Source organism: Streptomyces sp. NPDC050508 (assembly GCF_040655155.1).
Taxonomy (GTDB): Bacteria; Actinomycetota; Actinomycetes; order Streptomycetales; family Streptomycetaceae; genus Streptomyces.
In genome coordinates this window covers 380,060-402,385 of sequence record NZ_JBFAJJ010000001.1, presented here as the reverse complement: position 1 = coordinate 402,385, position 22,326 = coordinate 380,060, and the positions used below count along the sequence as shown (strand labels likewise).

The following is a 22,326-nucleotide window of genomic DNA, read 5'->3' as shown; positions in this document are numbered from 1 at the left end:
CAGCGGATCCGTCGATGCCCGCCCGAACCCGGCTCGCGAAAAGTCCAAGAAGACGGGACCGAATGTCCAAGGCCGGTCACCTCTCGACGTGCCGCCCCTGCGGAGGCACAGTTCTCTCTACATACTCGCGAGTAGATCGAAGGAGCACGCCCGTGACCAGCTGGGTCGGCCGTACCGCCGCCGAGATCGCCGCCGCCGTACGCGAGAAGCGGGTCACGCCCCGGGAGGTGGTGGCCGAGCATCTCGCCCGGATCGAGCGGCTCGACGGGCGGGTCGGCGCGTTCCGGGTGGTGCGGGCGGAGGCGGCGCTCGCGGAGGCCGACGAGGTGGGCGCGCGGGCCGATCTGGCCGAACTGCCCCTGGCGGGCGTGCCGGTGGCCGTGAAGGACAACCTCACCGTGACCGGCGAGTCCAGCCGGCTCGGCTCCGCCGCGACCCCGGACACCCCGGCCGACCACGACCATGTCACCGTGGCCCGGCTGCGGGCGGCGGGTGCGGTGGTCGTGGGGCTGACGAACGTGCCCGAGCTGTGTGTCTTCGGCACCTCCGAGGGCGTCCACGGCACCGCCCGCAACCCGTGGGACACCACCCGCACCGCGGGCGGTTCCTCCGGCGGCAGCGCCGCCGCGGTCGCCGCCGGCATGGTGCCGATCGCCCTCGGCAACGACGGCATGGGGTCCCTGCGCATCCCGGCGGCCAACTGCGGTCTGGTCACCATCAAGCCGGGGTTCGGGGTCGTCCCGGCCGGCATCGGCGACGGCGACTGGTTCGGAATGTCCGAGAACGGCCCCCTCGCGACGACCGTCGAGGACGCCCGGCTGATGTTTTCGGTCATCGCGGACATCGAGGTCGTACGTCCCGACGAGCCCGTCTCCCGGAAGGTCGCCGTCTCCGTGCGCAGCCCGCTCGCCGGAGTCGCCGTCAGCAAGCCGTATACGACCGCTGTCCGGGAGGCGGCCGGGCTGCTGGCCGAGGCCGGTCACACCATGCACCGTGCCGATCCGCCGTATCCGCTCTCGCTGAGCACCACGTCGCTCGCGCACTGGACGGCGGGCACCTCGGTGGACGCGGCGGGGCTCGACCCGCGGAAGCTGACACGGCGGACCCGGGTGCACGCGGCCATCGGGCGCCGGTTCGTGAAGAGCGTCCGTACCGGCAAGGGCCGGGAGCAGCTCAGGGAGCGGCTGACGCCCTTCTTCGCCGAGCACGACATCCTGCTGACGGCGGCCCTCGCTCGCCGCTCCCCCAAGGCCGGGCCGTGGCACGAGCGGGGCTGGCTGCGCAATGTGCTGGCCAACACCAACTACTCGCCGATGACGCCCCCGTGGAACCTCACCGGCTGGCCGGCGATGTCGGTGCCGTTCGGCACCCTGCCCTCCGGCGCGCCCTGCGCCGTACAGCTGGTGGGGCGGCCGGGGTCGGAGGCGGCGCTGCTGGAACTCGCGGAGGAGTTGGAGAAGCTGCACCCCTGGGTGCGGACGGCGCCGCTTGAATAGAACTCGCCTTAGAGAGCGCGGTACATGATGTGCAGGCCCACGCGCCCGTCCCGGGGATGCTCGAACGCGTCCGGCACCGTGCCCAGGATCGTGAAGCCGAGGGAGAGCCAGAGCTTGACGGCGGGGTTGGTCTCGACGACGGCGTTGAAGACCATGCCCCGGAAGCCCTGGTCGCGGGCGGCGGTGAGGATGTGTTCGGCGAGGGCGCGGCCGATGCCGCGTCCGCCGTGGTCGGGGTCGACCATGAAGCCGGCGTTGGCGATGCGGTCGGCGGGGCCGCCGTAGTTCGGGGTGACGAAGGCCGAGCCGACGACGGCTCCGGTCTCGTCCTCGGCGACGTACACGCGCTTCGGTGGGCTCGTCCACAGGGCCCGGGCCGCCTCTTCGGAGGTGTCCCGGGCCCAGGTGTAGGTGTCTCCGGCGGCGACGATCCGGTGCCAGAAAGGCCAGATCCGCGGCCAGTCGTCGGCCGCGGCTTCTCTGATCAGCATGGGCATGATTTTCGCACGCCCATGCTGTCGACGATCGCGATGGGTCCCGAAGGGGGTCAGTCCACGCTGGGCAGGATGTGGGGCTCGGCGAGGTCGTCCTCGTAGCCCGCGAGACGGATGGGGGCGGACCGGGCCCACACGGCCAGGCTGCCGAGCTCGTCGGACCGGTGGCCCGCACGCTCCGTGGGTTCCTTGGGGCGTTGCTCGCTGTTCGTCTTCTCCGGTGTCACCGCGCACTCCTTATGTGTCGGGTCACCCTCGGGGCACACCGGCCGCTCTCCGGTCCGGTACCTGGCCCGCTCGGGCGTGGGTTGAAGGCAGTTCGGACGCGGTGGCGCCGGTTACTCGTGTGAGAGCAGGCCGTTGTGAACGGCCGGCCCCGGGACGGACCATGGGTGTGGGTGGGACCCCTTGTCGCTGTCCGTCCGCCTCAGGTTAACCAAATGAGCGGGCCGCCGCTCGATGGGGCTGAAAACATGGGGTAACTATTGCAAGTCTCCCCGTGTTCTTCAGCCATGATCTGAGCCGGTTTGTTACATCATGCGCGGTTTGCCGACCACCCGCGCGCCCTACATGTGCGCACGCACGAGCGAGAACATGACCTACGTCACTGAAGGCGTCGCGCAGTTCAGGTGCCGTTGGCCGAGTCGAAAGCCGGCCATGATCTGCTGACGTTCCGCACGGGCTGTCTCGCGGGAGGACTGACGCATGGAGTTGCGCAGCGTCGAGGAGCTGATGGATCTGCTGTACGCCTGTCGGGGCGCCTGGGACACCCCCGACCGGAGCGGTGATCCGGTCGATCTGCACGACCACGCGCTGCAGACGGCCGCGCTGCTGCGCCGAAGTCGCCCCGCCGACAAGGAACTTCAGATCGCCGGCCTGGTTCACGACATCGGGCATCTGCTGCAGCCCGGCGACGACGCGGGACACGCGGACCACGCGGCGGACGCGGTGCGCGGCCTGCTGGGTGAGCGGGTCGCCCGGCTGGTCCGCCTGCACGTGCCGGCGAAGCGCTATCTGGCCACGTCCTCGCCGGGCCACGACCTGTCCGCGCAGAGCACGCTGACCCTGCGGGCACAGGGCGGCCGGATGTCCCCGGCGGAGGCAGCCGCCTTCGAACGCGACCCGCACGCCGACGACGCGGTCACCCTGCGCCAGGCCGACGACGCGGCCAAGGTCGTCGGCCTCGACGCCGGCGTCCTGGAGGACTGGCGCACGGTGCTGGGCATCGTCGCCGCCCAGCACTCACGACTGCCCAACTCCCGCCTGGGGGCTGTCGACTGACGGTCCGTCATGAGACGGTACGGCGATGACGTCGTCGTACGGTATGCGCGGCCGGGTCGCCGTGGTCACCGGGGGCACGCGCGGGATCGGACGCGCGGTCGCCGAGGCGTTCGCCGGGGCCGGAGCACTGGTCTGCGTGACCGCGCGGGATGCCGACGAGGTGCAGCGGGCGGCGGCGGAGCTGGGCGGTGCCGGTCTGGCCGGGGATGTCGCCGACCCGGAGCATCTGCGGGAGCTGACCGAGTTCGCGCTGCGCGCCTTCGGGCGGATCGACGTACTGGTCAACAACGCGGCGACGAACCAGCCGTACGGACCGCTCATGGAGGCCGATCCGAACGCGTGGCGGACGGCGTTCACCATGAACGTCGAAGCGCCGCTGCGGCTGGTGCAGTGCGTGTGGCGGGCGTGGATGCGGGAGCACGGCGGCGCGGTGGTCAACGTGTGCACGGAGGGCGCCGGGCATGTCGGGCCGAACGTCGGCGCGTACGGCACCAGCAAGGCGGCCCTCCTCCACCTCACCCAGCAGCTCGCGGGCGAGCTCGCGCCGAAGGTGCGGGTGAACTCCGTCTCCCCCGGGCTGGTCCGCACCGAGATGGCTCGGTTCGTGTGGGAGCCCGGCGAGGCGGAGGTCGCCGCCGGGCTGCCGCTCGGCCGGATCGGGGAGCCGGCCGACATCGCACGGGCCGTGCTGTGGCTGGCCTCCGACCAGGCCGAGTGGGTCACCGGCGCGGATCTGCTGGTGGACGGCGGGACCCGGGTCAGGGCGGCGCGGACCGCCGGCGGATACGCCGTCCACGACCGGCTGAGGTCGGCCGCGCCACCCCAGCCACAGCCGTCCGCGCCACCTCACAGATGACGGCTCGGCTTCCTCACGGGAACAGCGCGATCCCCACCAGGATCAGCAGGACGATTCCGGCGACGAGCGCGACGGTGGCCCAGGTCCCGCGGTGCTTCACCGCAGTCGTGGGCCCGCCACCGCGCGGACGGTCCTCCGGCAGAACGGGGTGGGCCGGGCGGTCGCTCGCGTAGAACTCGTCATCGGTCGGATAGTGGTTGCGCGGGTCCTTGAAGGCCCTCGGATCGATGCCGTGTGTACTGGCCATGGGAACTCCTCGCGCGGTGTTCACCAGGGCCGGAACCCGCCGGACGCCCGGGCCCACGTCCAGGGTGGCGGGTTACCACTTACCGGGCGCGTAGTCCTTCAGGAAGACGCCGTACAGGTCCTCGCCCTGCTCGCCACGCACAATCGGATCGTAGACCCGGGCGGCCCCGTCGACCAGGTCGAGCGGTGCGTGGAAGCCCTCCTCGGCGAGGCGGAGCTTGTCGTAGTGGGGGCGTTCGTCGGTGATCCAGCCGGTGTCGACCGAGGTCATGAGGATGCCGTCGCTCTGGAACATCTCCTGGCCGCTGGTGCGGGTCACCATGTTCATCGCGGCCTTGGCGGCGTTGGTGTTGGGGTGCCCGGCGCCCTTGTAGCCGCGGCCGAAGACGCCCTCCATCGCCGAGACGTTGACGATGTAAGCGCGCCCGCTCCTCGCGGCCTTGGCGGCGGCGGCCATGGCCGGGCGAAGCTTGCTGATCAGGATGAACGGGGCTGTGTAGTTGCAGAGTTGGGTCTCCAGCAGCTCCACCGGGGAGATCTGCTCGATGGTCTGCACCCAGGTGTTGGTGTCGACGACATCGGGGACGAGGCCGCCGGCGTCGATGGCGGTGCCGTCGAGGTGCCGGGCGACGCTGGCGTTGCCCGCGACCAGGGCGAGGTCGGCGACCTGCTGGGCGTCGAGACCGCTGATGCCGACGGGCAGCGCGGCCAGGCCGTCGACCGCGCCGGAGCCGAAGGCGCCGATGACGTGATGGGCGGGCAGCTCACCGGCGGGCAGCGGGGCGCTCTCGCCGTCGACGAGGGCGGCGTAGGCGGAGGGCAGGCGGCGTACGGTCTGGGTCGCGTTGTTGATGAGGATGTCGAGGGGGCCCGCCTCGGCGATCTGGTCGGCGAGGGCGACGGCCTGTGCGGGGTCGCGGAGGTCCATGCCGACGACCTCCAGGCGGTGCAGCCAGTCCGCGGAGTCGTCCATGGCCTTGAAGCGGCGGATGGCGTCCTTCGGGAAGCGCGTGGTGATCGTCGTGTGGGCGCCGTCGCGCAGCAGTCGGAGCGCGATGTACATGCCGATCTTGGCTCGGCCGCCGGTGAGCAGGGCGCGCTTGCCGGTGAGGTCGGCGTGGTCGTCGCGCTTCTCGCGGTTCAGGCGGGCGCAGTCGGGACAGAGCTGGTGGTAGAAGTAGTCGACTTCCACGTAGCGGGTCTTGCAGGTGTAGCAGGAGCGGGGGCGCTGGAGTATCCCGGCGATCCGGCCCTCCTCCGTCACCGACGACGGGAGGAGGCCCTCGGTCTCGTCGTCGATGCGCTGGGCGGAGCCGGTCGCGGTGGACTCGGTGACGGCCTTGTCGTGCGCGGTCTTCGCGGCCCGGCGGTCCTGGCGGCGGCGCTGCTTGACGCTGCGGTAGATGCCCGCGGTGGCGCGGCGCACGGTGATCGCGTCGGGGTGGTCGACGTCGATCTTCTCCAGTTCGTCGAGCACGCTGAGGCAGACGGCCAGCCGCTCGGGGTCGATGCCGGGCCCGTACACGACCTCGTCCGGGGTCGTGGAGCCGTTCTCTGTCACCGTCATCGCGCTGCCGTTTCCTTGGGTCATCCGCGGCGGCGCTCGATCGCGCACACCGTCGAACCCGGAATTTTACGGAGCGCCGGGCCGCAGCACCAAACCCGCGCCAGGTCACGACCCGCAGGCGGTGATGAGCGTCTCCACCTCCTCGGTGAGGGCGCGGGCGAACACATCGAGATCCGGTACGGCCTCGGCGTCCGCGACAAGGCCGTAGTGGACCTGTCCGCGGAACGTCGAGACGGCGACCGCGAGGGACTGGCCGCGGGCCAGCGGGGCGAACGGGAAGACCGCGGTGACCGGGTTGCCGCCGAGTTTGAGGCCGATGCCGGGCAGCGGGACGCTGGTGACCAGGATGTCGAACCAGAGCCGGGCGGCCTGCGCTGCGAGGGGTCCGCCGAGCCGGTGGCCGAGCGCGGGGACGTGGTCGGCGAGCAGGGCGACGGCGCCGGCGCCCCGGTTGGGTCCCGCGTCCTTGTTGCGGTCCATGGCGGTGCGCACCGATGCGAGCCGGGCGAGGGGGTCCGGGTCGTCGACGGGCAGCCGTATCAGGTAGCCGGAGAGCCGGTTGCCCTGTGGCTGCGCGGTGCGCGGGCGGCGTTTGGAGACGGGGATGAGGGCGCGGGGGGCGACGCCCTCGCTGCCGTCGCCGCGTTCGTCGAGCCAGCGGCGCAGGGCGCCCGCGACGACGGCGATGAGCACGTCGTTGACGGTGCCGCCGACGGTCTTGCGGATCCGGTGCACGTCGTCGAGGTCTACGACGACTCCGGCGGTACGGCGGGTGCCCGAGGCGTCGGAGGTCAGCGCCGACGACGAGCGGACGTCCAGAGTGGAGCGGGCGACGGACGCCCCGATGTCGAGAGCCCGGCCTACGTCGGACAGGGCACCGCGGACCAGCCCGGGCAGCTTGCGCACGTCGGGCAGGAGGCCCCGCGCGGGTTCTGCGGGGCGCGGGCGGCGCTCGGGCATGTCCATCGGGTCGAGGATGGCGGCGGCGAGCGCCAGTGCCCGCAGTCCGTCGGCCAGGGCGTGGTGGAACTTGAACAGCACGGCGAAGGAGACGCCGTCCTCGCCGGGCAGCACATGCGCTTCCCACGGGGGCCGGCCGCGCTCCAGCGGGCGTTCCATGAGCCGGCCCGCGACCTCCTGGAAGTCGGCGGTCGGGGCGTGCAGCCGGACGTGGTGGAGCGGGTCGAAGTCGGGGTCGGCCTCGCGGGCCGCGCTCCCGAAGGACAGGGACAGCGGCTGCCACACGTCCCGGATGCGCATCCGCAGCCCGGGGACGGCGGCGGCGCGGGCGGCGAGGAGGTCGGCGGCGTGGGCTCCCGCGGTCGGCGAGTGCGCCGAGAAGACGCCGAGTGCGCCCAGGTGCATCGGGTTCCGGTCGGACTCGATGTTCCAGAACGCAAGGTCGAGAGGAGCGAGCAGGTCAGAAGTCAATTGCTTGCCTCGCGTCGACTAGGGGTGAGCCAGCAGTCAAGCGGTGACAAGCGATTACGGTCAAGTACGATCAAGCTACGCACAGTTAACAGCAGATTACATCCGGCCCCGGTCCCACCCCTCTGAGAGGGGCGGGACTCATGAGGCGCCTGAGATCACTTCAGTGCAGGTGGTGCCGCCTGGGGTGATGTACCCCACTCCGACGGGTGCGGGCCGACCGTGAAGTCGAGCGACCGTACGGAGCGGAGATCGCCGGTCGTCAGGTACGTCCGGTCGTACGACGCCCCGTCCGTCCGGGCCTCCTGGATGTAGCGGTCGGTGGCGGAGCTGCCGGTCGCCTTGATGGTGAGGGCGCCGTGCGGGTAGTAGCGGCGGTCCAGGGTCAGGTCGACCCGGTCGAAGACGGGCGTGGACAGGCCCCAGGTGTCGTAGCCGGGCTGCACCGGGAAGATCCCGATCGACGACAGCACGTTCCACGCGGACATCGTGCCGAGGTCGTCGTTGCCGGTCATGCCGGTCGGGCCGTCCGTGAACAGGGTCAGCGCGGCATGGACGACGTCGGTCGTCTTCCAGGGCTGGCCGGTCGAGAGGTAGGTGTACGGGGCGATCAGGTCGGGCTCGTTCTGCGGGTTGTACTTGTCCGCGTTGTAGTAGTCGTACGGCCCGTTGACCCACACCTCACGCGCGGTCTTCGCCGGGTCGGCCAGCAGTTGGTCGTAGGCGAAGAAGGAGTCGAGCCGGTCGTTGGCCGCCTGCCGGCCGCCGATGAGGTCGACCATGCCGGGCAGGTCCTGCGGCACCAGCCACTGGTACTGCCACGACGTGCCCTCGTGGAAGCCCTCGCTCTGCGCCGGGTCGGCCGGTCCGACAAAGGCGCCGGAGGCGTCACGGGCGCGGAAGAAGCCGGTCGAGGGGTCGAAGATGTTCCGGTAGCTCTGGGCGCGGGCGGCATAGCGAGCGGCGTCGGCGTCGTGCCCGAGGTCGCGGGCCATCTGCGCGAGCATCGCGTCCGAGAGTGCGTACTCCAGGGTGGCCGAGGCGCCGTGGTCGTAGTCGGAGTCTCCCGGCTTCGCGTGCGGGCGGTCCTTGATGTAAGGCGCGAACCCTTCGGCGATGTACTCCTTGTTCGCCTCCCGGCCCACGGCCGCCGAGTCGGTGGGCGGCACGCCGTCGGCGTTCTGCTTCAACGCCCGGTAGGCGCGCTCCTCGTAGCCCTTCAGGAGCCCCTGTTGGTATGCGTTGGTGAGGAACGGGGTGACCGGGTCGCCGGTCATGATGTTCGTCTCGACCGTGCCGTAGCCCCACTTGGGCAGCCAGCCGCTCTCCTCGTCGATCTTGATCACCGAGATCGCCATGTCGCGTGCCTCGCGGGGTGCGAGGAGGGCGAGGAGTTGGGACTGGGTGCGGTAGGTGTCCCACAGGGACCAGTTCTGGTAGTAGGTGAAGTCCCTTGCCCGGTGGATCTGTTGGTCCCAGCCGGTGTAGCGGCCGTCGGCGTCACTGCCGATGTTGGGTGCGAGGAAGGACCGGTACAGGGACGAGTAGAAGGTCCGGCGCAGGCTGTCGGAGCCGCCCTGCGCACGGACGTCGTCGAGCCGGTCCTCCCAGGCCTGTTGGGCCCGGTGGCGCACGGTGTCGAAGGAACGGCCGCCCTCCGCACGGAGGTTGACGGCGGCACCGTGCGCGTCGACGTACGAGAGAGCCGTGGTCGCCTCGACCGTACGGTCCTTCGTCGTGTCGAAGCGGACGTACGCACCGCCGGTCCCACTCTTCGAACCGGCGGTCACCGTACCGCCGTTCCACGTGCCGTAGGTGGTGAAGGGCCGGTCGAAGCGCGTAACCGTGTAGACGGTGTACGGCTTGGTGTCCTGGCAAAAACCGCGGCCGGTGATCGTCGTGCGCACGGTCCGGTTGTCGAGGACCTCCACCTTCGAGGTGACCCCGCTGTGCAGCGACTGGGCCGCGTTCAGCAGGACGTTGGCCTTGTCGGTGGCCGGGAACGTGTAGCGCTGGACGCCGGTGCGCGCGGTCGCCGTCAGTTCGGCCTCGATGCCTGATTTCAGGCCGACTTGGTAGTAGCCGGGGCTCGCGTGCTCGTCGTCGTGGCTGAACTCGGCCGCGTACTGGGCGTAGTCCGTCTGCGTCACGTCACCGGTCGTCGGCAGCACGGGCAGGTCACCGCCCAGGCCGCAGCCGACGCCGGAGAGGTGCACGAGGGAGAAGCCGCGGATGTGGTTCTGGGAGTAGTCGTATCCGGTGTTGTGGCCGGTGTCCGGCGAGAACTGCACCATGCCGAAAGGCACGGCGGCGCCGGGATAGGTGTTCCCGTCGTTCTCGGTACCGATGAACGGGTTGACCAGATCGGTGAGTCGGCTGTCGGTCGAGGCCTGGGCGGTGCCGGGGACGGCGAACAGCGCGGACGCTGCCACCGCCCCCGCCACGCACAGGCGCAGGCGCCGGGTCCATCTCATGCGGGTGGGCCTCCAGTTGGCGAAAGGGGTCAGGTGGACGGGCAGTTCGCGGGAGTCGCCTGCGAGGCGTCGCGGATCAGGGCCTGTTGAGCGGCCTTCACCCGCTGGGCGTCGGGTTTGAGTACGCGGCGGTCGTAGGTCATCAGGCCGTTCAACTCGCCCTCGACGTCCGAGATTTGGGTGTAGACCGCGCCGTTGCTCCCCTGGCAGGTCAGGGCGTGCACCTCGGCGAGCTTGGCGAGGTAGTCGTCGGTGTAGGCCGCCGGGTCGACGTCGACGTACGACTGCTGGACCGACCACGCGTGGCCGGGCACTGCGAGCCCGAGTCCGCCGTACTCGCCGCTGACCAGGGCGCGTTGACCGTCCGGGTGGGGTGGCAGGGCGGGGCTGGGATAGCCGTGTTCGTCGATGATGTCGCCGGTGCCGCCGTCGACACCGAGGTTGATGCCGGACATGCTGTTGACGAGCCGGGTCGGGTCCCAGGCCTTCGCCTGGTCGGCGATCCGGGCCTCGTCGTACTGGCCCCAACCCTCGTTGAACGTCACCCACATGACGACCGACGGGCTGCTGATGTGCTCGTCGATCATCTGCTTCATCTCGCGCTCGTACTCGGCGCGTGCGGCGGGAGAGGGGTTCACGCCGGCGGTCATCGCGGGCATGTCCTGCCACACCATGAGGCCCAGCCGGTCGGCCCAGTAGAACCAGCGGTCGGGCTCGACCTTGATGTGCTTGCGCACGGCGTTGAAGCCCAACTCCTTGTGAATCCTGAGGTCATGGGCGAGCGCCTCGTCGGTCGGAGCGGTGTAGAGACCGTCCGGCCAGAAGCCCTGGTCGAGGGTGGCCATCATGAAGATGGGCTTGCCGTTGAGGACCGTGCGCGGGACGCCGTTGACCTTCTCGACGGCGATCGAGCGCATCCCGAAGTAACTGCCGACGCGGTCATGGCCGACGGTGACCTTCAGGTCGTAGAGGAACGGGTCGTCGGGTGACCAGAGGCGCGGGTTGCGGATGGTCAGGGTCAGCGGGGCGCCGGTGCGGCCGTGTGCCGTGGCGACCTCGCGTTTTCCGTCGTACGCCGTCGCCGTGATCGGTACGCCGTCCCGAACTCCCTTTGCATCGACGGTGAGTTGGCTCCTGGCGACGTCGGGGGTGAGCTTTAGGGAGTCGACGTGGTCGGGGGCGACCGGTTCCATCCAGACCGTCTGCCAGATGCCCGAGGTCGGGGTGTACCAGATGCCGCTCGGGTCCAGGCGTTGCTTGCCGATCGGCGGGTTCTCGCCGTTCGCCGCGTCGGTGGGGTCGTAGACGCCCACGATCAACTCCTGGGTACGGCCGGGCTTCAACGCGTCGGTGACGTCGGCGCTGAACTTGTCGTAGCCGCCCTGATGTTCGGTGACCTTGGTGCCGTTGACGTAGACCTCGGCCCGCCAGTCGACGGCGCCGAAGTTGAGCATCAGCCGCTTGCCGGAGCCGATCCTCCAGTCGGCGGGGACGGTGAAGGTGCGGCGGTACCACATGCGGTCCTCGTGCCGTTCGAGGCCGGAGAGCTGGGACTCGACGGGGTACGGGACGAGGATGCGCTCGGCCAGGTTCCTGCCGACCGGCGGCTGCTCCCCTGCCGTGGCCGCGGCGAACTGCCAACTCCCGTTGAGGTTGCGCCAGTCGGTGCGGGTGAGTTGCGGGCGCGGGTACTCGGGGAGGGCGTTGTGCGGGCCCACCTGGTCGGCCCACTGGGTGCGCAGTTCGTAGGTGGAGTGGTTCGGGCCGGTGCTCCAGAAGCCGTTGATAACGTTGCCATCTGCTGAGGCGAGGCCGGCTTCGCCGTCGTAGCGGATGTCCGCGGTGCCGGGTGCGGTGCCCGTCTTGTTGCCTACGACCGGTTCGCTGAGCGGGATGAGCAGGGTGCGCGGGTCCGCCGGATCCAACTCGGCAGTTCCCAGCGGCCACTTGGCGCCGCCGATCACCGCTTCGAGGTGGTCGGTCAGGTCGGCCGGGGGCGCGGCGAGGGGCTGGGCGAAGTCGAGTTTCAGGGTGCGGCCGGTGCTCGTGACCGTGGCGGCGAGGGCGCCGTCGTAGTCGTAGCCGTCGGGGAGGCGGAACGCCGACTGCGGGATGGCCGTCTTCGTGCCGCCGGGCTCGGTCCAGCGCACATGGAGGTTGGAGCCGCCGTAGTGCTCGAAGTACTCGACCTTGATGTCGTAGGCCGTGCCGGCGGTCAACTCGACCGGGGCGGAGGTCTGTTCCTGGTCCCAGTCGTCGACCCAGTGGTCGATGACGAGCTGTCCGCCGATCCACAGCCGGAAGCCGTTGTCGCCGATGATCGAGAAGGTGTGGGGGCCGGACTTCGTCGGGACGAGCTTGCCGGTCCAGCGGACGTTCACGTCGTCGGACTGGCCGGTGGTGAAGGCGAGTCGGGGTTCGAGGTTGTCGAAGTCGAGGTTCGGGTCGAAGCCGGTGGCCTTGAGGTCGGCGAAGTCGAAGGCGCCGGGGGCGGACTGGGTGTAGTACTCGCCCTTCAGGCCGTGGATCACGACGGGGTCGTCTGCGGCGGTGGCGCTCGCGGTGGGGACGGCGGCCAGCCCGGCGATGCCGAGGGCCAGGGCGAGGAGTAGCGCGAGTCGGTCTCTGAGTCGTCTGATGCGCACGGAACCTCCATAACAACGTTGTCATGGGCAGCAGTTGGCATGACAACACGGATTCCGGATTCCGTCCAGGGACATGACAAAGCCCCGGTGCGGCCGAAATGCACCGGGGCCATGGACCGCCGTTACGTGACCAGTTGGCCCTTCCCGAGCGCGATGACCCCACCCTTCGACACCGTGTACAGGTCGGCGTCCCGCTCCGGGTTGACGCCTATCGTCGCGCCCGGCGGTACCTCGACGTTCTTGTCCAGGACGGCGCCCCGGACCACCGCGCCCCGGCCTATGTGCACGTTGTCGTGCAGGATCGAGCCCTGGACGACGGCTCCGGGGTCGACCACCACGCCCGGGGAGAGCACCGAGCGCGTGACCTGGCCGCGGATGAGGCACCCGGAGCTGATGATCGACTCGCTGGCCATGCCGCCGGCGTTGAAGCGGGCCGGGGAGAGCTGGCCGGAGTGGGTGTAGATGGGCCAGTTGCGGTTGTAGAGGTTGAAGGCGGGGCGCTCGGCGATGAGGTCCATGTGGGCGTCGTAGTACGCGTCCAGCGTGCCGACGTCCCGCCAGTAGCCCTGGTCGCGGGTGGTCTCGCCGGGGACGTGGTTGGCGCTGAAGTCGTACAGCGCGGCCTCGCCCCGGTCGGTGAGCGCGGGCAGGATCGAACCGCCCATGTCGTGGACCGAGCCGATGTCCTCCGCGTCCCGCTGGAGGGCCTCTATCAGCGCCTTGGTGGTGAAGATGTAGTTGCCCATCGAGGCGTAGACGCACTCCGGGTCGTCCACCAGGCCGGGCGGATCGGCGGGCTTCTCCAGGAAGCGCTCGACCGTCTGGCCGTCCGAGCCGGGGGTGATCACGCCGAACTGCGAGGACTCGACGCGCGGGACCCGGATGCCGGCCACCGTGACGCCCGCGCCGCTCTCGATGTGCTGGGCGAGCATCTGGCGCGGGTCCATGCGGTAAACGTGGTCGGCGCCGAACACCGCGACGTACTCGGGGCGTTCGTCGTAGATCAGGTTCAGCGACTGCAGGATCGCGTCCGCGCTGCCGAGGTACCAGCGCGGGCCGAGGCGCTGCTGGGCCGGGACGGGCGTGACGTAGTTGCCGAGCAGGCTGGACATGCGCCAGGTGGTGGTGATGTGGCGGTCCAGCGAGTGCGACTTGTACTGCGTGAGGACGCAGATGCGCAGAATGTCGGCGTTGACGAGATTGGACAGTACGAAGTCCACGAGGCGGTACGTTCCGCCGAAGGTGACCGCGGGTTTGGCCCGGTCGGCGGTCAAGGGCATCAGCCGCTTGCCCTCACCGCCCGCCAGTACGATCCCGAGCACCGAAGGTCCGCCACGACGCATGGCCGCTCCCCTCACCCTGGTTGACCCCAGCCTGCCCCTGAGCAGCGCACACTAAGCCTGTTTGAGGATCTCCCCGTAGAGCCGCGCGGTGCGCAGCGCCACGGCGTCCCAGCCGAACTCGCCCACCGCGCGCTCCCGCCCGGCCTCGCCCATCCGTTTCGCAGTCTCCGGGTCGGCGAGCACGGAGTCGAGGGCCAGTGTCAGGTTCGCCTCGAAGTCGTCGTCGACGGACACCAGGAGCCCCGACTCCCCGTGTGCCACCACCTCCGGGATGCCTCCGACCCGCGAGGCCACCACGGCCGTACCGCAGGCCATCGCCTCAAGGTTGACGATCCCGAGGGGTTCGTACACCGAGGGGCAGGCGAACACGGTGGCGTGGGTGAGGAGTTGGATCACTTCCGGGCGCGGCAGCATCTGCGGGATCCAGTGCACGCCCGCGCGGACACTGCTCAGCTCCTGGAAGAGATCGCGGAACTCCCGGTCGATCTCGGGGGTGTCCGGCGCGCCCGCGCACAGCACGACCTGGGCGGCCGGGTCGATGTTCCGCACGGCGCGCAGCAGATGGGGCACGCCTTTCTGGCGGGTGATGCGGCCGACGAAGAGGACGTAGGGGCGGTCGGGGTCGATGCCGAGCCGGGTGAGGACGTCGGTGCCGTGGTCGGGCTGGTAGAGCGTGGTGTCGATGCCGTTGTGGACGACCTGCACCTTGGCGGGGTCCAGCGACGGGTAGCAGGTGAGGATGTCCTCGCGCATGGCTCCCGATACGGCGATCACGCCGTCGGCGGCCTCGATCGCGGTGCGCTCGGCCCAGCTGGAGAGGGCGTATCCGCCGCCGAGCTGCTCGGCCTTCCAGGGGCGCAGCGGCTCCAGGGAGTGGGCGGTCATCACGTGCGGGACGCCGTGGAGGAGCTTGGCGAAGTGTCCTGCGAGGTTGGCGTACCAGGTGTGGGAGTGGACGAGTTCGCGGCCTTCGAGGGCGGCGGCCATGGAGAGGTCCACGGAGAAGGTCCGCAGTGCGTCGTTGGCGCCGTCGAGGGTGGGCCAGGAGCGGTGGCGTACGACGCCTTCCGTGCGGCCCTCGCCCCAGCAGTGCACGTCGAGATCGACCAGGGGCCTCAACTCCCGGGCGAGGAACTCCACATGGACGCCCGCGCCGCCGTACACGTCCGGCGGGTACTCCCGGGTCAGCAGTCCCACTCGCACCCGAAACCCCTTGTTCTCGGCGGCTGATTGCCCTCATGGTCACCCAGAAGCGGCGTTTCGGGAAGAGCCCGGCGGCTGTGTGAAGCAGCAGTCCCCGCACACCCCGCCACCAGGGACCCGATAGTAGAGGCAGCAGCTGCGGCGCCGGAAGGAGGTGCCGGTGAACGTTCCGGTTCCGGCGAGGAGCGGGTCGGCGAAGAGTTCCGCGGTGAGCGCCCGCGCGCGCGTGGCCACTTCCGTACGGCCACGCGCGCGTGCCCACCGGTCCAGTTCCCGGGCCGCGCCCGCCAGCGCGGAGGCCGCGTTGCCCCGCAGCAGGCCCGTGGACATGCGGTAGTGGGAGACCAGGGCCGCGTTCAGCGGTTCGAGGTGGCCGTGGAGCACGGTCTCGGCGAGGGCGTCGGCCGGCAGCGGGCGCACCTCGGCCAGCCACAGGTCGTCCGGTGCGCTGCGGTCGGCGTCCCAGTGCAGCATTCGCGGGTCGAGGTCGGGGATCCGGTCGTACAGGGCGGCGCAGCCGAGCGCCACCGACCACAGCCGGGCCGCGAGCGCCTGTTGGGCGATCGAGGCGGCAATGCGCAGCTCAGGGGCTTGGAGGCGGTCCGCGACGACGCGGACACGAAAAGTCAGGGAATTTCCGTAAACCTCCGTCGCCGGGTTTTCGTAGGCCTGCGCGAGCGTCGGCAGCGGGCCGTGCGGGGCTCCGCCCGTGCGTAGTACGAAGAAGCCGCCGAGGGGGCGGAGCGCGGCGAGTTCGGGGTCGAGGTCCACGAAGAGCAGTAGTACCAAGGCTCTTAGGGGTTCCCCCCAGGGGGTGTCGTCCGGTGTCACCCACCTTGGGGAGGACAAGGGGCCTTTCGTACTCCATCGGCAGTACTACCCAATCGGTGCTCAGGTACGACGACGGGAAGAACATCAAGCGGCATCGTGTTGTGTATGGAAGCCGACCGTTCGCCGCGTGGTGCCAGAGGCGCCCGCCTGACGCAGAGGAGCTGCCGATGAGCGCCCTCGCGTTGTCCATCGTGCTGTCGCTCGTCTCCGCAGTGGCCTACGCCGGCGGCGCGATCGTGCAGGAGCGCGTCGCGGTGTCCTCTCCCGACCAGGAGTACGCGCCGCTGCGCCGCCCGAGCTGGTGGGCGGCGGTCGCGTTGAACGGCACGGGCGGTCTGCTGCACGTGGTGGCGCTGGCCTACGGCCCGCTGAGCCTGGTGCAGCCGCTCGGCGCGCTGACGATCGTGTTCGCGCTGCCGATGGCGGCCCTGTTCGTCGGCCGCAAGGCCGGCTCCACCGCCTGGCGCGGCGCCATCATGGCGACGATCGGCCTCGCGGGTCTGCTGTCCCTGGTGGGTACGTCCGAGGGGCAGTCGCTGAGCACCGCCCAGCGGGTGTCCGTGGCCGTGTTCACCGGCGCGGTGGTCGTGACCCTGATGATCGCGGGCCGCGCGGCGCACCGGCACCCGGCGGTCCGCAGCGTGCTGCTGGCGACCGCGTCCGGCATAGCCTTCGGCATGTCCTCGGTGTTCACGAAGACGGTGACGGTCGACTGGGACAACGGCGCGGTCTCGGCGACCGACATCCCGTTCCTGGGCGTGATCGCGGTGTTCGCGGTGGCCGGTCTGATGCTGTCGCAGGCCTCCTACCGGGGCGCCGGTCTGGCGGCTCCGCTGGCGGTCCTGACGGTCGTGAACCCGGTGGTGGCGGCAGCGGTCGGCATCACGATGTTCGGTGAGACCTTCCGCTACGGCACGACGGGCACCCTGCTCGCCCTGAGCGCCGCAGTGGTCGCCGCGGGCGGCCTGATCCTGCTGACCACGGAGCGGCTGGAGAAGACCGCACCGGCCGACACCACCACGGCTCCCCTGGCGCCCTCGCCCATCGAGGAGTTGCTGGACGCCCTCCCTGGACAGCCCGTCGACGTGAGCGCGAACGTCGGCGTGCGGGCCGCGGACATCACAGCCGACGCACAGGGCGCCGAGATCCTCGTACCGGCCCCGGCGGCGATCCCGGCCGGCGAGGGTTACGAGACCCTGGAGCCGGCCGGGTCGGCTGAACCGCCCAGCTACTTCGGTCCGTTCCACGCCGGCCTGTACGTGATGATGCCGGTCCACGACCGGCACCGTACCCGAGTCAAATCCTGACGCCGCCGGCCCGCAGATAGGCGAGCGGGTCGATGTCGCTGCCGAAGCCGGGCCCCGTCCGCACCTCGAAGTGCAGATGCGGGCCCGTGGTGTTTCCGGTGGACCCCGACCGCCCGATGCGCTGCCCCTCGCCGACCGACTGACCGTCCCGCACCGAGATCGCGGACAGGTGCGCGTACTGCGAGTACCGCCCGTCGGCGTGCCGGATCACCACCTGGTAGCCGTACGACCCCGCCCACCCGGCGCTGACGACCGTCCCCTTCTCGATGGCCTTCACCGAAGTGCCGGTGGGGACAAGGAAGTCGACGCCCGTGTGATAGCCCTTCGACCAGGAGGAGCCCTCCGCGTGGTACGAGGTGCCGATGGGGGCGTTCACGGGGGCGACGAGGGAGTGACTCGTCGACGTCTTCTTGTGGGTGACCTTCTCGGCGGTGTCCGAAGATGCCTTCTTCTTCGTGGACTTGGTGGTCGACGACTTGGTGGCCGGTTTCGTCGTGGTGTGGGCCGTGGGATCGGCCTTGGCGTGCAGGCTGAGCCGCTGGCCCGGCAGGATCAGGTCGGGATCGCTGCCGACGGTCGTGCGGTTCGCGGCGTAGAGCGCGTGCCAGCCGCCGTCGACGCGCTCGGTGTCGGCGATCCCGGAGAGGGTGTCGCCGCGCACGACCGTGTACATCTCGGCGGTGCCCGCGCGGGACTGCGGTGTGGTCTGCGGCTGGACGTCCTTCACGGACCGCTTGACGACGGTCTGCGTCTTGGCGTTCGCGGCCTTGGACTTGGCGGCCTTGGTGGCCTCGGTCTTGGTGCCGCCGACGTGGATGTCGGGGGTGCCGCCGCCCCTGGTGAGTCCGGCGCGTACCGAGCACACCGGCCAGGCGCCGGGTCCCTGGCCCTTGAGCACCTTCTCCGCTATGGCGATCTGCTGGTCCCGGGTGGCCTGATCCGCGCGGTGCGCGTACGCCGTACCGCCGTAGGCCTCCCAGGTGGACTGGGTGAACTGGAGCCCGCCGTAATACCCGTTGCCGGTGTTGATGCTCCAGTCGCCGCTGGACTCGCAGGCCGCGACCTTGTTCCAGGTGCTCACATCTGCCGCCTGGGCGGTGCCCGCGCCGGCGCCGACGAGCGGGATCGCGATGCCCGCGCCGCCCGCCGTGACCGTGAGCAGCGAGGCCCGGTTGATCCTGCTCGGCTGATACCGGCGGTGCCGACCGCGTAGCGCCATGGGGAATCCCCCTCCACATGCGTCAGGAGGGCCAAAAATAAGCGCCCCGAACAGGCCATGACAAGACGGCAACCGGCCGCCCTGTGGCTCAAGTGACCGGTAACCCGCTCCGGTCCCGCTGAGCACGTGCGGTCGGGGTACCGGCGGGCCAGGATGGTCAGTGCGGCAATACTGGCGGGGCACCACCGGTACCACCGATGTCAGGACCTTCCTGATCCTTAGGAGCCAACCGAATGAGCACTTCAGCGCAGATCGGCGTCACGGGTCTCGCGGTCATGGGCCGCAACCTCGCCCGCAACTTCGCGCGCAACGGCTACACGGTCGCCGTGCACAACCGGACGCCGTCCCGCACGCGCGACCTGGTGGAGGGGTTCGGGAGCGAGGGCGACTTCATCGCCGCGGAGACGGCCAAGGACTTCGTGGCGGCGCTGGAGCGGCCCCGCCGCCTGGTCATCATGGTGAAGGCCGGTGACCCGACGGACGCCGTGATCCAGGAGTTCGCCCCACTCCTCGAACCCGGCGACATGATCATCGACGGCGGCAACGCGCACTTCGCGGACACCCGGCGCCGGGAGCGCGACCTGCGCGAACAGGGCATCCACTTCGTCGGCATGGGCGTCTCCGGCGGCGAGGAGGGCGCGCTGCACGGGCCGAGCATCATGCCGGGTGGCCCGAAGGAGTCGTACGACTCGCTCGGTCCGATGCTGGAGAAGATCTCCGCGAAGGCGGAGGACGGGGCTCCCTGTGTGACCCACGTGGGTCCCGACGGCGCCGGGCACTTCGTGAAGATGGTGCACAACGGCATCGAGTACGCCGACATGCAACTGATCGGCGAGGCGTACCAGCTGCTGCGCGATGTCGCCGGGTACTCCCCCGCGCAGATCGCGGACATCTTCCGCACCTGGAACACGGGCCGGCTGGACTCCTACCTGATCGAGATCACCGCCGAGGTGTTGTCCCACGTGGACGCGGCCACCGGCAAGCCGTTCGTGGACGTGGTCGTCGACCAGGCCGAGCAGAAGGGCACGGGCCGCTGGACGGTCCAGATCGCCCTCGACCTCGGCGTTCCGGTCTCGGGCATCGCGGAGGCGGTCTTCGCCCGCTCCCTCTCCGGGCACGCGGCACTGCGCGAGGCCTCGCGCGGCCTGGCCGGACCCACGGCCTCCCCGCTGAACGAGTCGGAGGCGGCGGCCTTCGCGGACCGGGTCGAGCAGGCGCTGTACGCGTCGAAGATCGTGTCGTACACGCAGGGCTTCCACGAGATCGCGGCGGGCAGCGAGGAGTACGACTGGAACGTCGACCTCGGCGCGGTCTCCTCGATCTGGCGCGGCGGCTGCATCATCCGCGCGGCCTTCCTCGACCGCATCCGCGCCGCCTACGACGCTCGCGCGGACCTGCCGAGCCTGCTGTCCGACGAGACGTTCGCGCAGGAGATCGCTGCGGCGCAGGACGACTGGCGCGAGGTCGTCGTCGCGGCGACCCGCCAGGGCGTTCCGACCCCCGGTTTCTCCGCGGCCCTCGCCTACTACGACGCGCTGCGCGCCGAGCGGCTGCCGGCGGCGCTGACGCAGGGGCAGCGGGACTTCTTCGGGGCGCACACGTATCGCCGGGTGGACCGGGACGGCTCCTTCCACACCCTCTGGGGCGGTGACCGCTCGGAGGTCTCCGGCTGACCTCTCCCGCTGTGCCGGGCCCGCCTGCCGATGAGACGGTCAGGCGGGCTGCCACAGCTCGATCCGGTTGCCCTCCGGATCGGTGACCCAGCCGAATCGGCCGATGCCGTCCATGTCCTGCGTCTCCCCGGTGACGTCCGCGCCCTTGGCGCGCAGCTGCGCGAGCATCGCGTCGAGGTCGCGGACCCGGAAGTTGAGCATGGTCTGCTGGGTGCGGGACCCGAAGTAGTCGGTCCCGGACTCGAAGGCCGCGAACACCGTCGGCCCGGCCTCCTGACCCCACAGACCGTGCTCGTCGGCATCGAGGCCGAGGCAGTCCCGGTACCACGCGCCGATCGCCTCCGGGTCGGTGGCCCGCAGGAAGTATCCGCCGATTCCCAGCACACGTTCCATGGGGTCATCGTGCCAGCGCGACCGGGCCGATGCCGGGTGACCCGTGTCAGGTGAGCGGTGGTCCCGGTTCCGGGTTCGGTACCGGTTCCGGGCCCGGCGGGATCGGGGACGGGTCCGGGGTGGGGCGGGGGTCCGGCGGTGGTGTGGGGAACGGTACCGGGCGCTCGGGGTCCGGGAACGGTGTGGGCACGGGGCCCGGGGTCGGACCCGGGGGGACGGGGTCGGGGTACGGGTCGGTCATCGTGTCCTCCAGCCAATGGGTACGTCGGCTCTGGACTACTCCCCCACCTACCCGTCACCCGCGCCGCCACTCACCCGGCTGGGCTCAGCCGGCGCGCGCCGCCCGGGCACCGGCGGCCAGCCCCGGGCGGGGGCTCGACAGCACCGGGATCACCGTGGTCGTGAGGTGCTGGGCCGGTGCCATGGAACCCTGCGCGAGCACGATCGCGTCGGCGCCGGTGACCGCGTCCACGGCGTCCGCCACCAGACGCGCGCACCCCTCGGTGTCGCCGGCCTCGAAGCGGGACCAGGCGCCGGCAACGAGCAGTGTGCGGACTTCGAGGGGGCGGCCGATCCGCCTGCCCTCCTCCTCGACGAGCGCCACGGTCGGCTGCAGAGTGCTCTCCAACGTGGCGGCCACGACGACGCGTGGACCGACGGCCACGGCAGCCGCCGCCATCGGACGGTCACCGCGCAGCACCGGCACTCCGGCCTGCGCACCGGCCGTCTCCGCGACCCCGCCGATGGTCGAGCACGTGCACAGCACCGCCCGAGCCCCTTCGGCGACGGCCTCGTCCACCGCGTCCCGCACCGCGCCTGCCACCGCTTCCGGTCCCTCGCGCCGGGCCCGCGCCAACAGTTCCTCGTCGACGAAGTGCCGTAGTTCCAGGCCCTGGTGGTCCTCGTCGCGCAGTGCGTCGAAGACCGGGACGTGGGCGGGCGAGGTGTGCAGCAGGGCGAGCATGCGGGCGGGGCCTTTCTGAGAACGGTGGGCTAGAAGCGACCGGGATGCGCCGTCAGCCACTCCATCGCCGCGCGCAGCAACTCCGGGTCGGCAGCCGGAGCTTCGTCGGGGTGGCGTGCCGCCCACTTCACGACGTACGGGCAGAGCGGCGCGACGACGATGCCCTCGCGGGCGGCGATGCCGTACAGCTCGCGGGCCAGTGAGCCCGCGATGCCCTTTCCCTCGTGGGCCGGTTCCACGAGCGTGTGGACCGGGACGAGGGCGCGCTCGGGGGATTCGAGGACGAAGTACTCGATGTGGCCTACGACTTCGCCGTCGCCGATCGCCTCCAGGCGGCCCGCCGCCCGGTCGTCGCGGATCTCGATCTCGCTCATGGGCATCCTCACTGGTGCGATGGTCAGGCCGTGACGGCCTGCGGGCTGCGCGCCTGCTCCGAACCCGGCACCGGCTCGGACGGGTCGGCGCCCAGGCCCACGATCCGGTTGGCGGAGTCCACGTGCACGACCCGGGGCCGAAGCGCCCGCGCCTCGGCGTCGGACACCTGAGCGTAACTGATGATGATCACCAGGTCCCCGGGATGCACGAGGTGGGCGGCGGCCCCGTTGATCCCGATGACGCCGGTGCCTCGCTCGCCCTCGATGACGTACGTCTCCAGGCGGGCGCCGTTGGTGATGTCGACGATGTGGACCAGCTCACCGGGCAGCAGATCGGCGGCGTCCAGCAGGTCGGCGTCGATGGTGACCGAGCCGACGTAGTGCAGGTCGGCCTGGGTGACGGTGGCACGGTGGATCTTGGATTTGAACATGCTGCGCAGCATCGGAGACTCCCGGAACTCGGCTCCCTGCCCGCGGCCGCGGGTCAAGGGCGTTCTTCACAGTATCCGGAGCGGTTGCGGCGGCTCCTGCG

The 22,326-nt window shown here is 70.7% G+C and carries 20 protein-coding genes; 5 read left to right on the top strand and 15 right to left on the bottom strand.

The annotated features are described in order from the left end of the window. Nucleotides 1–152 precede the first annotated feature (152 nt). The gene (locus AB0I69_RS01790; protein ID WP_363093490.1) at nt 153–1,496 is read left to right on the top strand and encodes an amidase family protein; all 1,344 of its coding nucleotides are present in this window, start codon (nt 153–155) and stop codon (nt 1,494–1,496) included. A gap of 8 nt (nt 1,497–1,504) precedes the next feature. Here AB0I69_RS01790 and AB0I69_RS01785 read toward each other — a convergent pair whose 3' ends face one another. Both AB0I69_RS01785 and AB0I69_RS01780 read right to left on the bottom strand, forming a co-directional pair. After that, complete coding sequence (locus tag AB0I69_RS01785; RefSeq protein ID WP_363093489.1) at nt 1,505–1,987, bottom strand: GNAT family N-acetyltransferase; 483 nt, start codon at nt 1,985–1,987, stop codon at nt 1,505–1,507. A 56-nt stretch (nt 1,988–2,043) separates the two neighbouring features. Next, nucleotides 2,044–2,217, bottom strand: a complete 174-nt coding sequence (locus AB0I69_RS01780) for a hypothetical protein (RefSeq protein ID WP_363093488.1) — start codon at nt 2,215–2,217, stop codon at nt 2,044–2,046. 478 nt (nt 2,218–2,695) lie between these two features. Here AB0I69_RS01780 and AB0I69_RS01775 point away from each other — a divergent pair, with 478 nt between their 5' ends. Both AB0I69_RS01775 and AB0I69_RS01770 read left to right on the top strand, forming a co-directional pair. After that, a complete protein-coding gene (locus AB0I69_RS01775) occupies nt 2,696–3,271 on the top strand; it encodes an HD domain-containing protein (RefSeq protein ID WP_363093487.1) in 576 nt (191 codons plus the stop codon). Between the two features lie 25 nt (nt 3,272–3,296). Then, nucleotides 3,297–4,127 carry an SDR family oxidoreductase gene (locus tag AB0I69_RS01770; protein WP_363093486.1) on the top strand — a complete coding sequence of 277 codons (831 nt, stop codon included), beginning with the start codon at nt 3,297–3,299 and terminating at the stop codon, nt 4,125–4,127. A gap of 13 nt (nt 4,128–4,140) precedes the next feature. Here the strand turns inward: AB0I69_RS01770 and AB0I69_RS01765 are convergent, their stop codons facing one another. The 8 genes from AB0I69_RS01765 to AB0I69_RS01730 all read right to left on the bottom strand — a co-directional run bounded on the left by AB0I69_RS01765 (nt 4,141) and on the right by AB0I69_RS01730 (nt 15,822). Further along, entirely contained in the window at nt 4,141–4,374 is a 234-nt protein-coding gene (locus AB0I69_RS01765) for a hypothetical protein (protein ID WP_363093485.1), read from the bottom strand. A gap of 72 nt (nt 4,375–4,446) precedes the next feature. After that, complete coding sequence (locus AB0I69_RS01760) at nt 4,447–5,940, bottom strand: SDR family NAD(P)-dependent oxidoreductase (RefSeq protein ID WP_363093483.1); 1,494 nt, start codon at nt 5,938–5,940, stop codon at nt 4,447–4,449. 105 nt (nt 5,941–6,045) lie between these two features. Next, entirely contained in the window at nt 6,046–7,371 is a 1,326-nt protein-coding gene (locus tag AB0I69_RS01755; RefSeq protein ID WP_363093482.1) for a wax ester/triacylglycerol synthase family O-acyltransferase, read from the bottom strand. A 155-nt stretch (nt 7,372–7,526) separates the two neighbouring features. Further along, the gene (locus AB0I69_RS01750) at nt 7,527–9,842 is read right to left on the bottom strand and encodes a GH92 family glycosyl hydrolase (protein WP_363093480.1); all 2,316 of its coding nucleotides are present in this window, start codon (nt 9,840–9,842) and stop codon (nt 7,527–7,529) included. 29 nt (nt 9,843–9,871) lie between these two features. Beyond that, nucleotides 9,872–12,487, bottom strand: a complete 2,616-nt coding sequence (locus tag AB0I69_RS01745) for a PA14 domain-containing protein (protein ID WP_363093479.1) — start codon at nt 12,485–12,487, stop codon at nt 9,872–9,874. A gap of 122 nt (nt 12,488–12,609) precedes the next feature. Next, the gene (glgC, locus tag AB0I69_RS01740; protein ID WP_363093478.1) at nt 12,610–13,830 is read right to left on the bottom strand and encodes a glucose-1-phosphate adenylyltransferase; all 1,221 of its coding nucleotides are present in this window, start codon (nt 13,828–13,830) and stop codon (nt 12,610–12,612) included. A gap of 51 nt (nt 13,831–13,881) precedes the next feature. Beyond that, nucleotides 13,882–15,033 carry a glycogen synthase gene (glgA, locus tag AB0I69_RS01735; protein WP_363093476.1) on the bottom strand — a complete coding sequence of 384 codons (1,152 nt, stop codon included), beginning with the start codon at nt 15,031–15,033 and terminating at the stop codon, nt 13,882–13,884. A 39-nt stretch (nt 15,034–15,072) separates the two neighbouring features. Further along, nucleotides 15,073–15,822 carry a (2Fe-2S)-binding protein gene (locus tag AB0I69_RS01730; RefSeq protein ID WP_363093474.1) on the bottom strand — a complete coding sequence of 250 codons (750 nt, stop codon included), beginning with the start codon at nt 15,820–15,822 and terminating at the stop codon, nt 15,073–15,075. Nucleotides 15,823–16,031: 209 nt separating this feature from the next. Between AB0I69_RS01730 and AB0I69_RS01725 the strand changes: the two genes are divergently transcribed. Then, nucleotides 16,032–17,171: a DMT family transporter gene (locus tag AB0I69_RS01725; protein ID WP_363093473.1), complete on the top strand. Its 1,140-nt coding sequence runs from the start codon at nt 16,032–16,034 to the stop codon at nt 17,169–17,171. On the opposite strand, the gene AB0I69_RS01720 is transcribed toward AB0I69_RS01725, so the two are convergent. Continuing rightward, nucleotides 17,161–18,390: a transglycosylase family protein gene (locus AB0I69_RS01720; RefSeq protein WP_363093471.1), complete on the bottom strand. Its 1,230-nt coding sequence runs from the start codon at nt 18,388–18,390 to the stop codon at nt 17,161–17,163. The two genes, AB0I69_RS01725 and AB0I69_RS01720, sit on opposite strands and share 11 nt — an antisense overlap. A 233-nt stretch (nt 18,391–18,623) precedes the next feature. Here AB0I69_RS01720 and gndA point away from each other — a divergent pair, with 233 nt between their 5' ends. Continuing rightward, entirely contained in the window at nt 18,624–20,063 is a 1,440-nt protein-coding gene (gndA, locus tag AB0I69_RS01715; protein WP_363093469.1) for an NADP-dependent phosphogluconate dehydrogenase, read from the top strand. 39 nt (nt 20,064–20,102) lie between these two features. On the opposite strand, the gene AB0I69_RS01710 is transcribed toward gndA, so the two are convergent. The 4 genes from AB0I69_RS01710 to panD form a co-directional block, all read right to left on the bottom strand. Further along, nucleotides 20,103–20,456: a VOC family protein gene (locus AB0I69_RS01710; RefSeq protein ID WP_363093467.1), complete on the bottom strand. Its 354-nt coding sequence runs from the start codon at nt 20,454–20,456 to the stop codon at nt 20,103–20,105. A 325-nt stretch (nt 20,457–20,781) separates the two neighbouring features. Then, nucleotides 20,782–21,420, bottom strand: a complete 639-nt coding sequence (locus AB0I69_RS01705) for an aspartate/glutamate racemase family protein (RefSeq protein WP_363093466.1) — start codon at nt 21,418–21,420, stop codon at nt 20,782–20,784. Nucleotides 21,421–21,449: 29 nt separating this feature from the next. Beyond that, entirely contained in the window at nt 21,450–21,794 is a 345-nt protein-coding gene (locus AB0I69_RS01700; protein WP_363093465.1) for a GNAT family N-acetyltransferase, read from the bottom strand. Nucleotides 21,795–21,817: 23 nt separating this feature from the next. After that, on the bottom strand, nt 21,818–22,237 hold the full coding sequence (gene panD, locus AB0I69_RS01695) for an aspartate 1-decarboxylase (protein ID WP_363093464.1): 420 nt from the start codon (nt 22,235–22,237) through the stop codon (nt 21,818–21,820). Nucleotides 22,238–22,326: the final 89 nt, after the last annotated feature.

Excerpts from the sequence above, each read along its gene's own strand:
- AB0I69_RS01785 (WP_363093489.1), bottom strand. The coding sequence starts at position 1,987 with ATGCTGATCAGAGAAGCCGCGGCCGACGACTGGCCGCGGATCTGGCCT.
- AB0I69_RS01775 (WP_363093487.1), top strand. The coding sequence starts at position 2,696 with ATGGAGTTGCGCAGCGTCGAGGAGCTGATGGATCTGCTGTACGCCTGT.
- AB0I69_RS01770 (WP_363093486.1), top strand. The coding sequence starts at position 3,297 with ATGACGTCGTCGTACGGTATGCGCGGCCGGGTCGCCGTGGTCACCGGG.
- AB0I69_RS01765 (WP_363093485.1), bottom strand. The coding sequence starts at position 4,374 with ATGGCCAGTACACACGGCATCGATCCGAGGGCCTTCAAGGACCCGCGC.
- AB0I69_RS01760 (WP_363093483.1), bottom strand. The coding sequence starts at position 5,940 with ATGACGGTGACAGAGAACGGCTCCACGACCCCGGACGAGGTCGTGTAC.
- AB0I69_RS01750 (WP_363093480.1), bottom strand. The coding sequence starts at position 9,842 with ATGAGATGGACCCGGCGCCTGCGCCTGTGCGTGGCGGGGGCGGTGGCA.
- glgC (WP_363093478.1), bottom strand. The coding sequence starts at position 13,830 with ATGCGTCGTGGCGGACCTTCGGTGCTCGGGATCGTACTGGCGGGCGGT.
- AB0I69_RS01725 (WP_363093473.1), top strand. The coding sequence starts at position 16,032 with ATGAGCGCCCTCGCGTTGTCCATCGTGCTGTCGCTCGTCTCCGCAGTG.
- AB0I69_RS01720 (WP_363093471.1), bottom strand. The coding sequence starts at position 18,390 with ATGGCGCTACGCGGTCGGCACCGCCGGTATCAGCCGAGCAGGATCAAC.
- gndA (WP_363093469.1), top strand. The coding sequence starts at position 18,624 with ATGAGCACTTCAGCGCAGATCGGCGTCACGGGTCTCGCGGTCATGGGC.
- AB0I69_RS01710 (WP_363093467.1), bottom strand. The coding sequence starts at position 20,456 with ATGGAACGTGTGCTGGGAATCGGCGGATACTTCCTGCGGGCCACCGAC.
- AB0I69_RS01705 (WP_363093466.1), bottom strand. The coding sequence starts at position 21,420 with ATGCTCGCCCTGCTGCACACCTCGCCCGCCCACGTCCCGGTCTTCGAC.
- AB0I69_RS01700 (WP_363093465.1), bottom strand. The coding sequence starts at position 21,794 with ATGAGCGAGATCGAGATCCGCGACGACCGGGCGGCGGGCCGCCTGGAG.
- panD (WP_363093464.1), bottom strand. The coding sequence starts at position 22,237 with ATGCTGCGCAGCATGTTCAAATCCAAGATCCACCGTGCCACCGTCACC.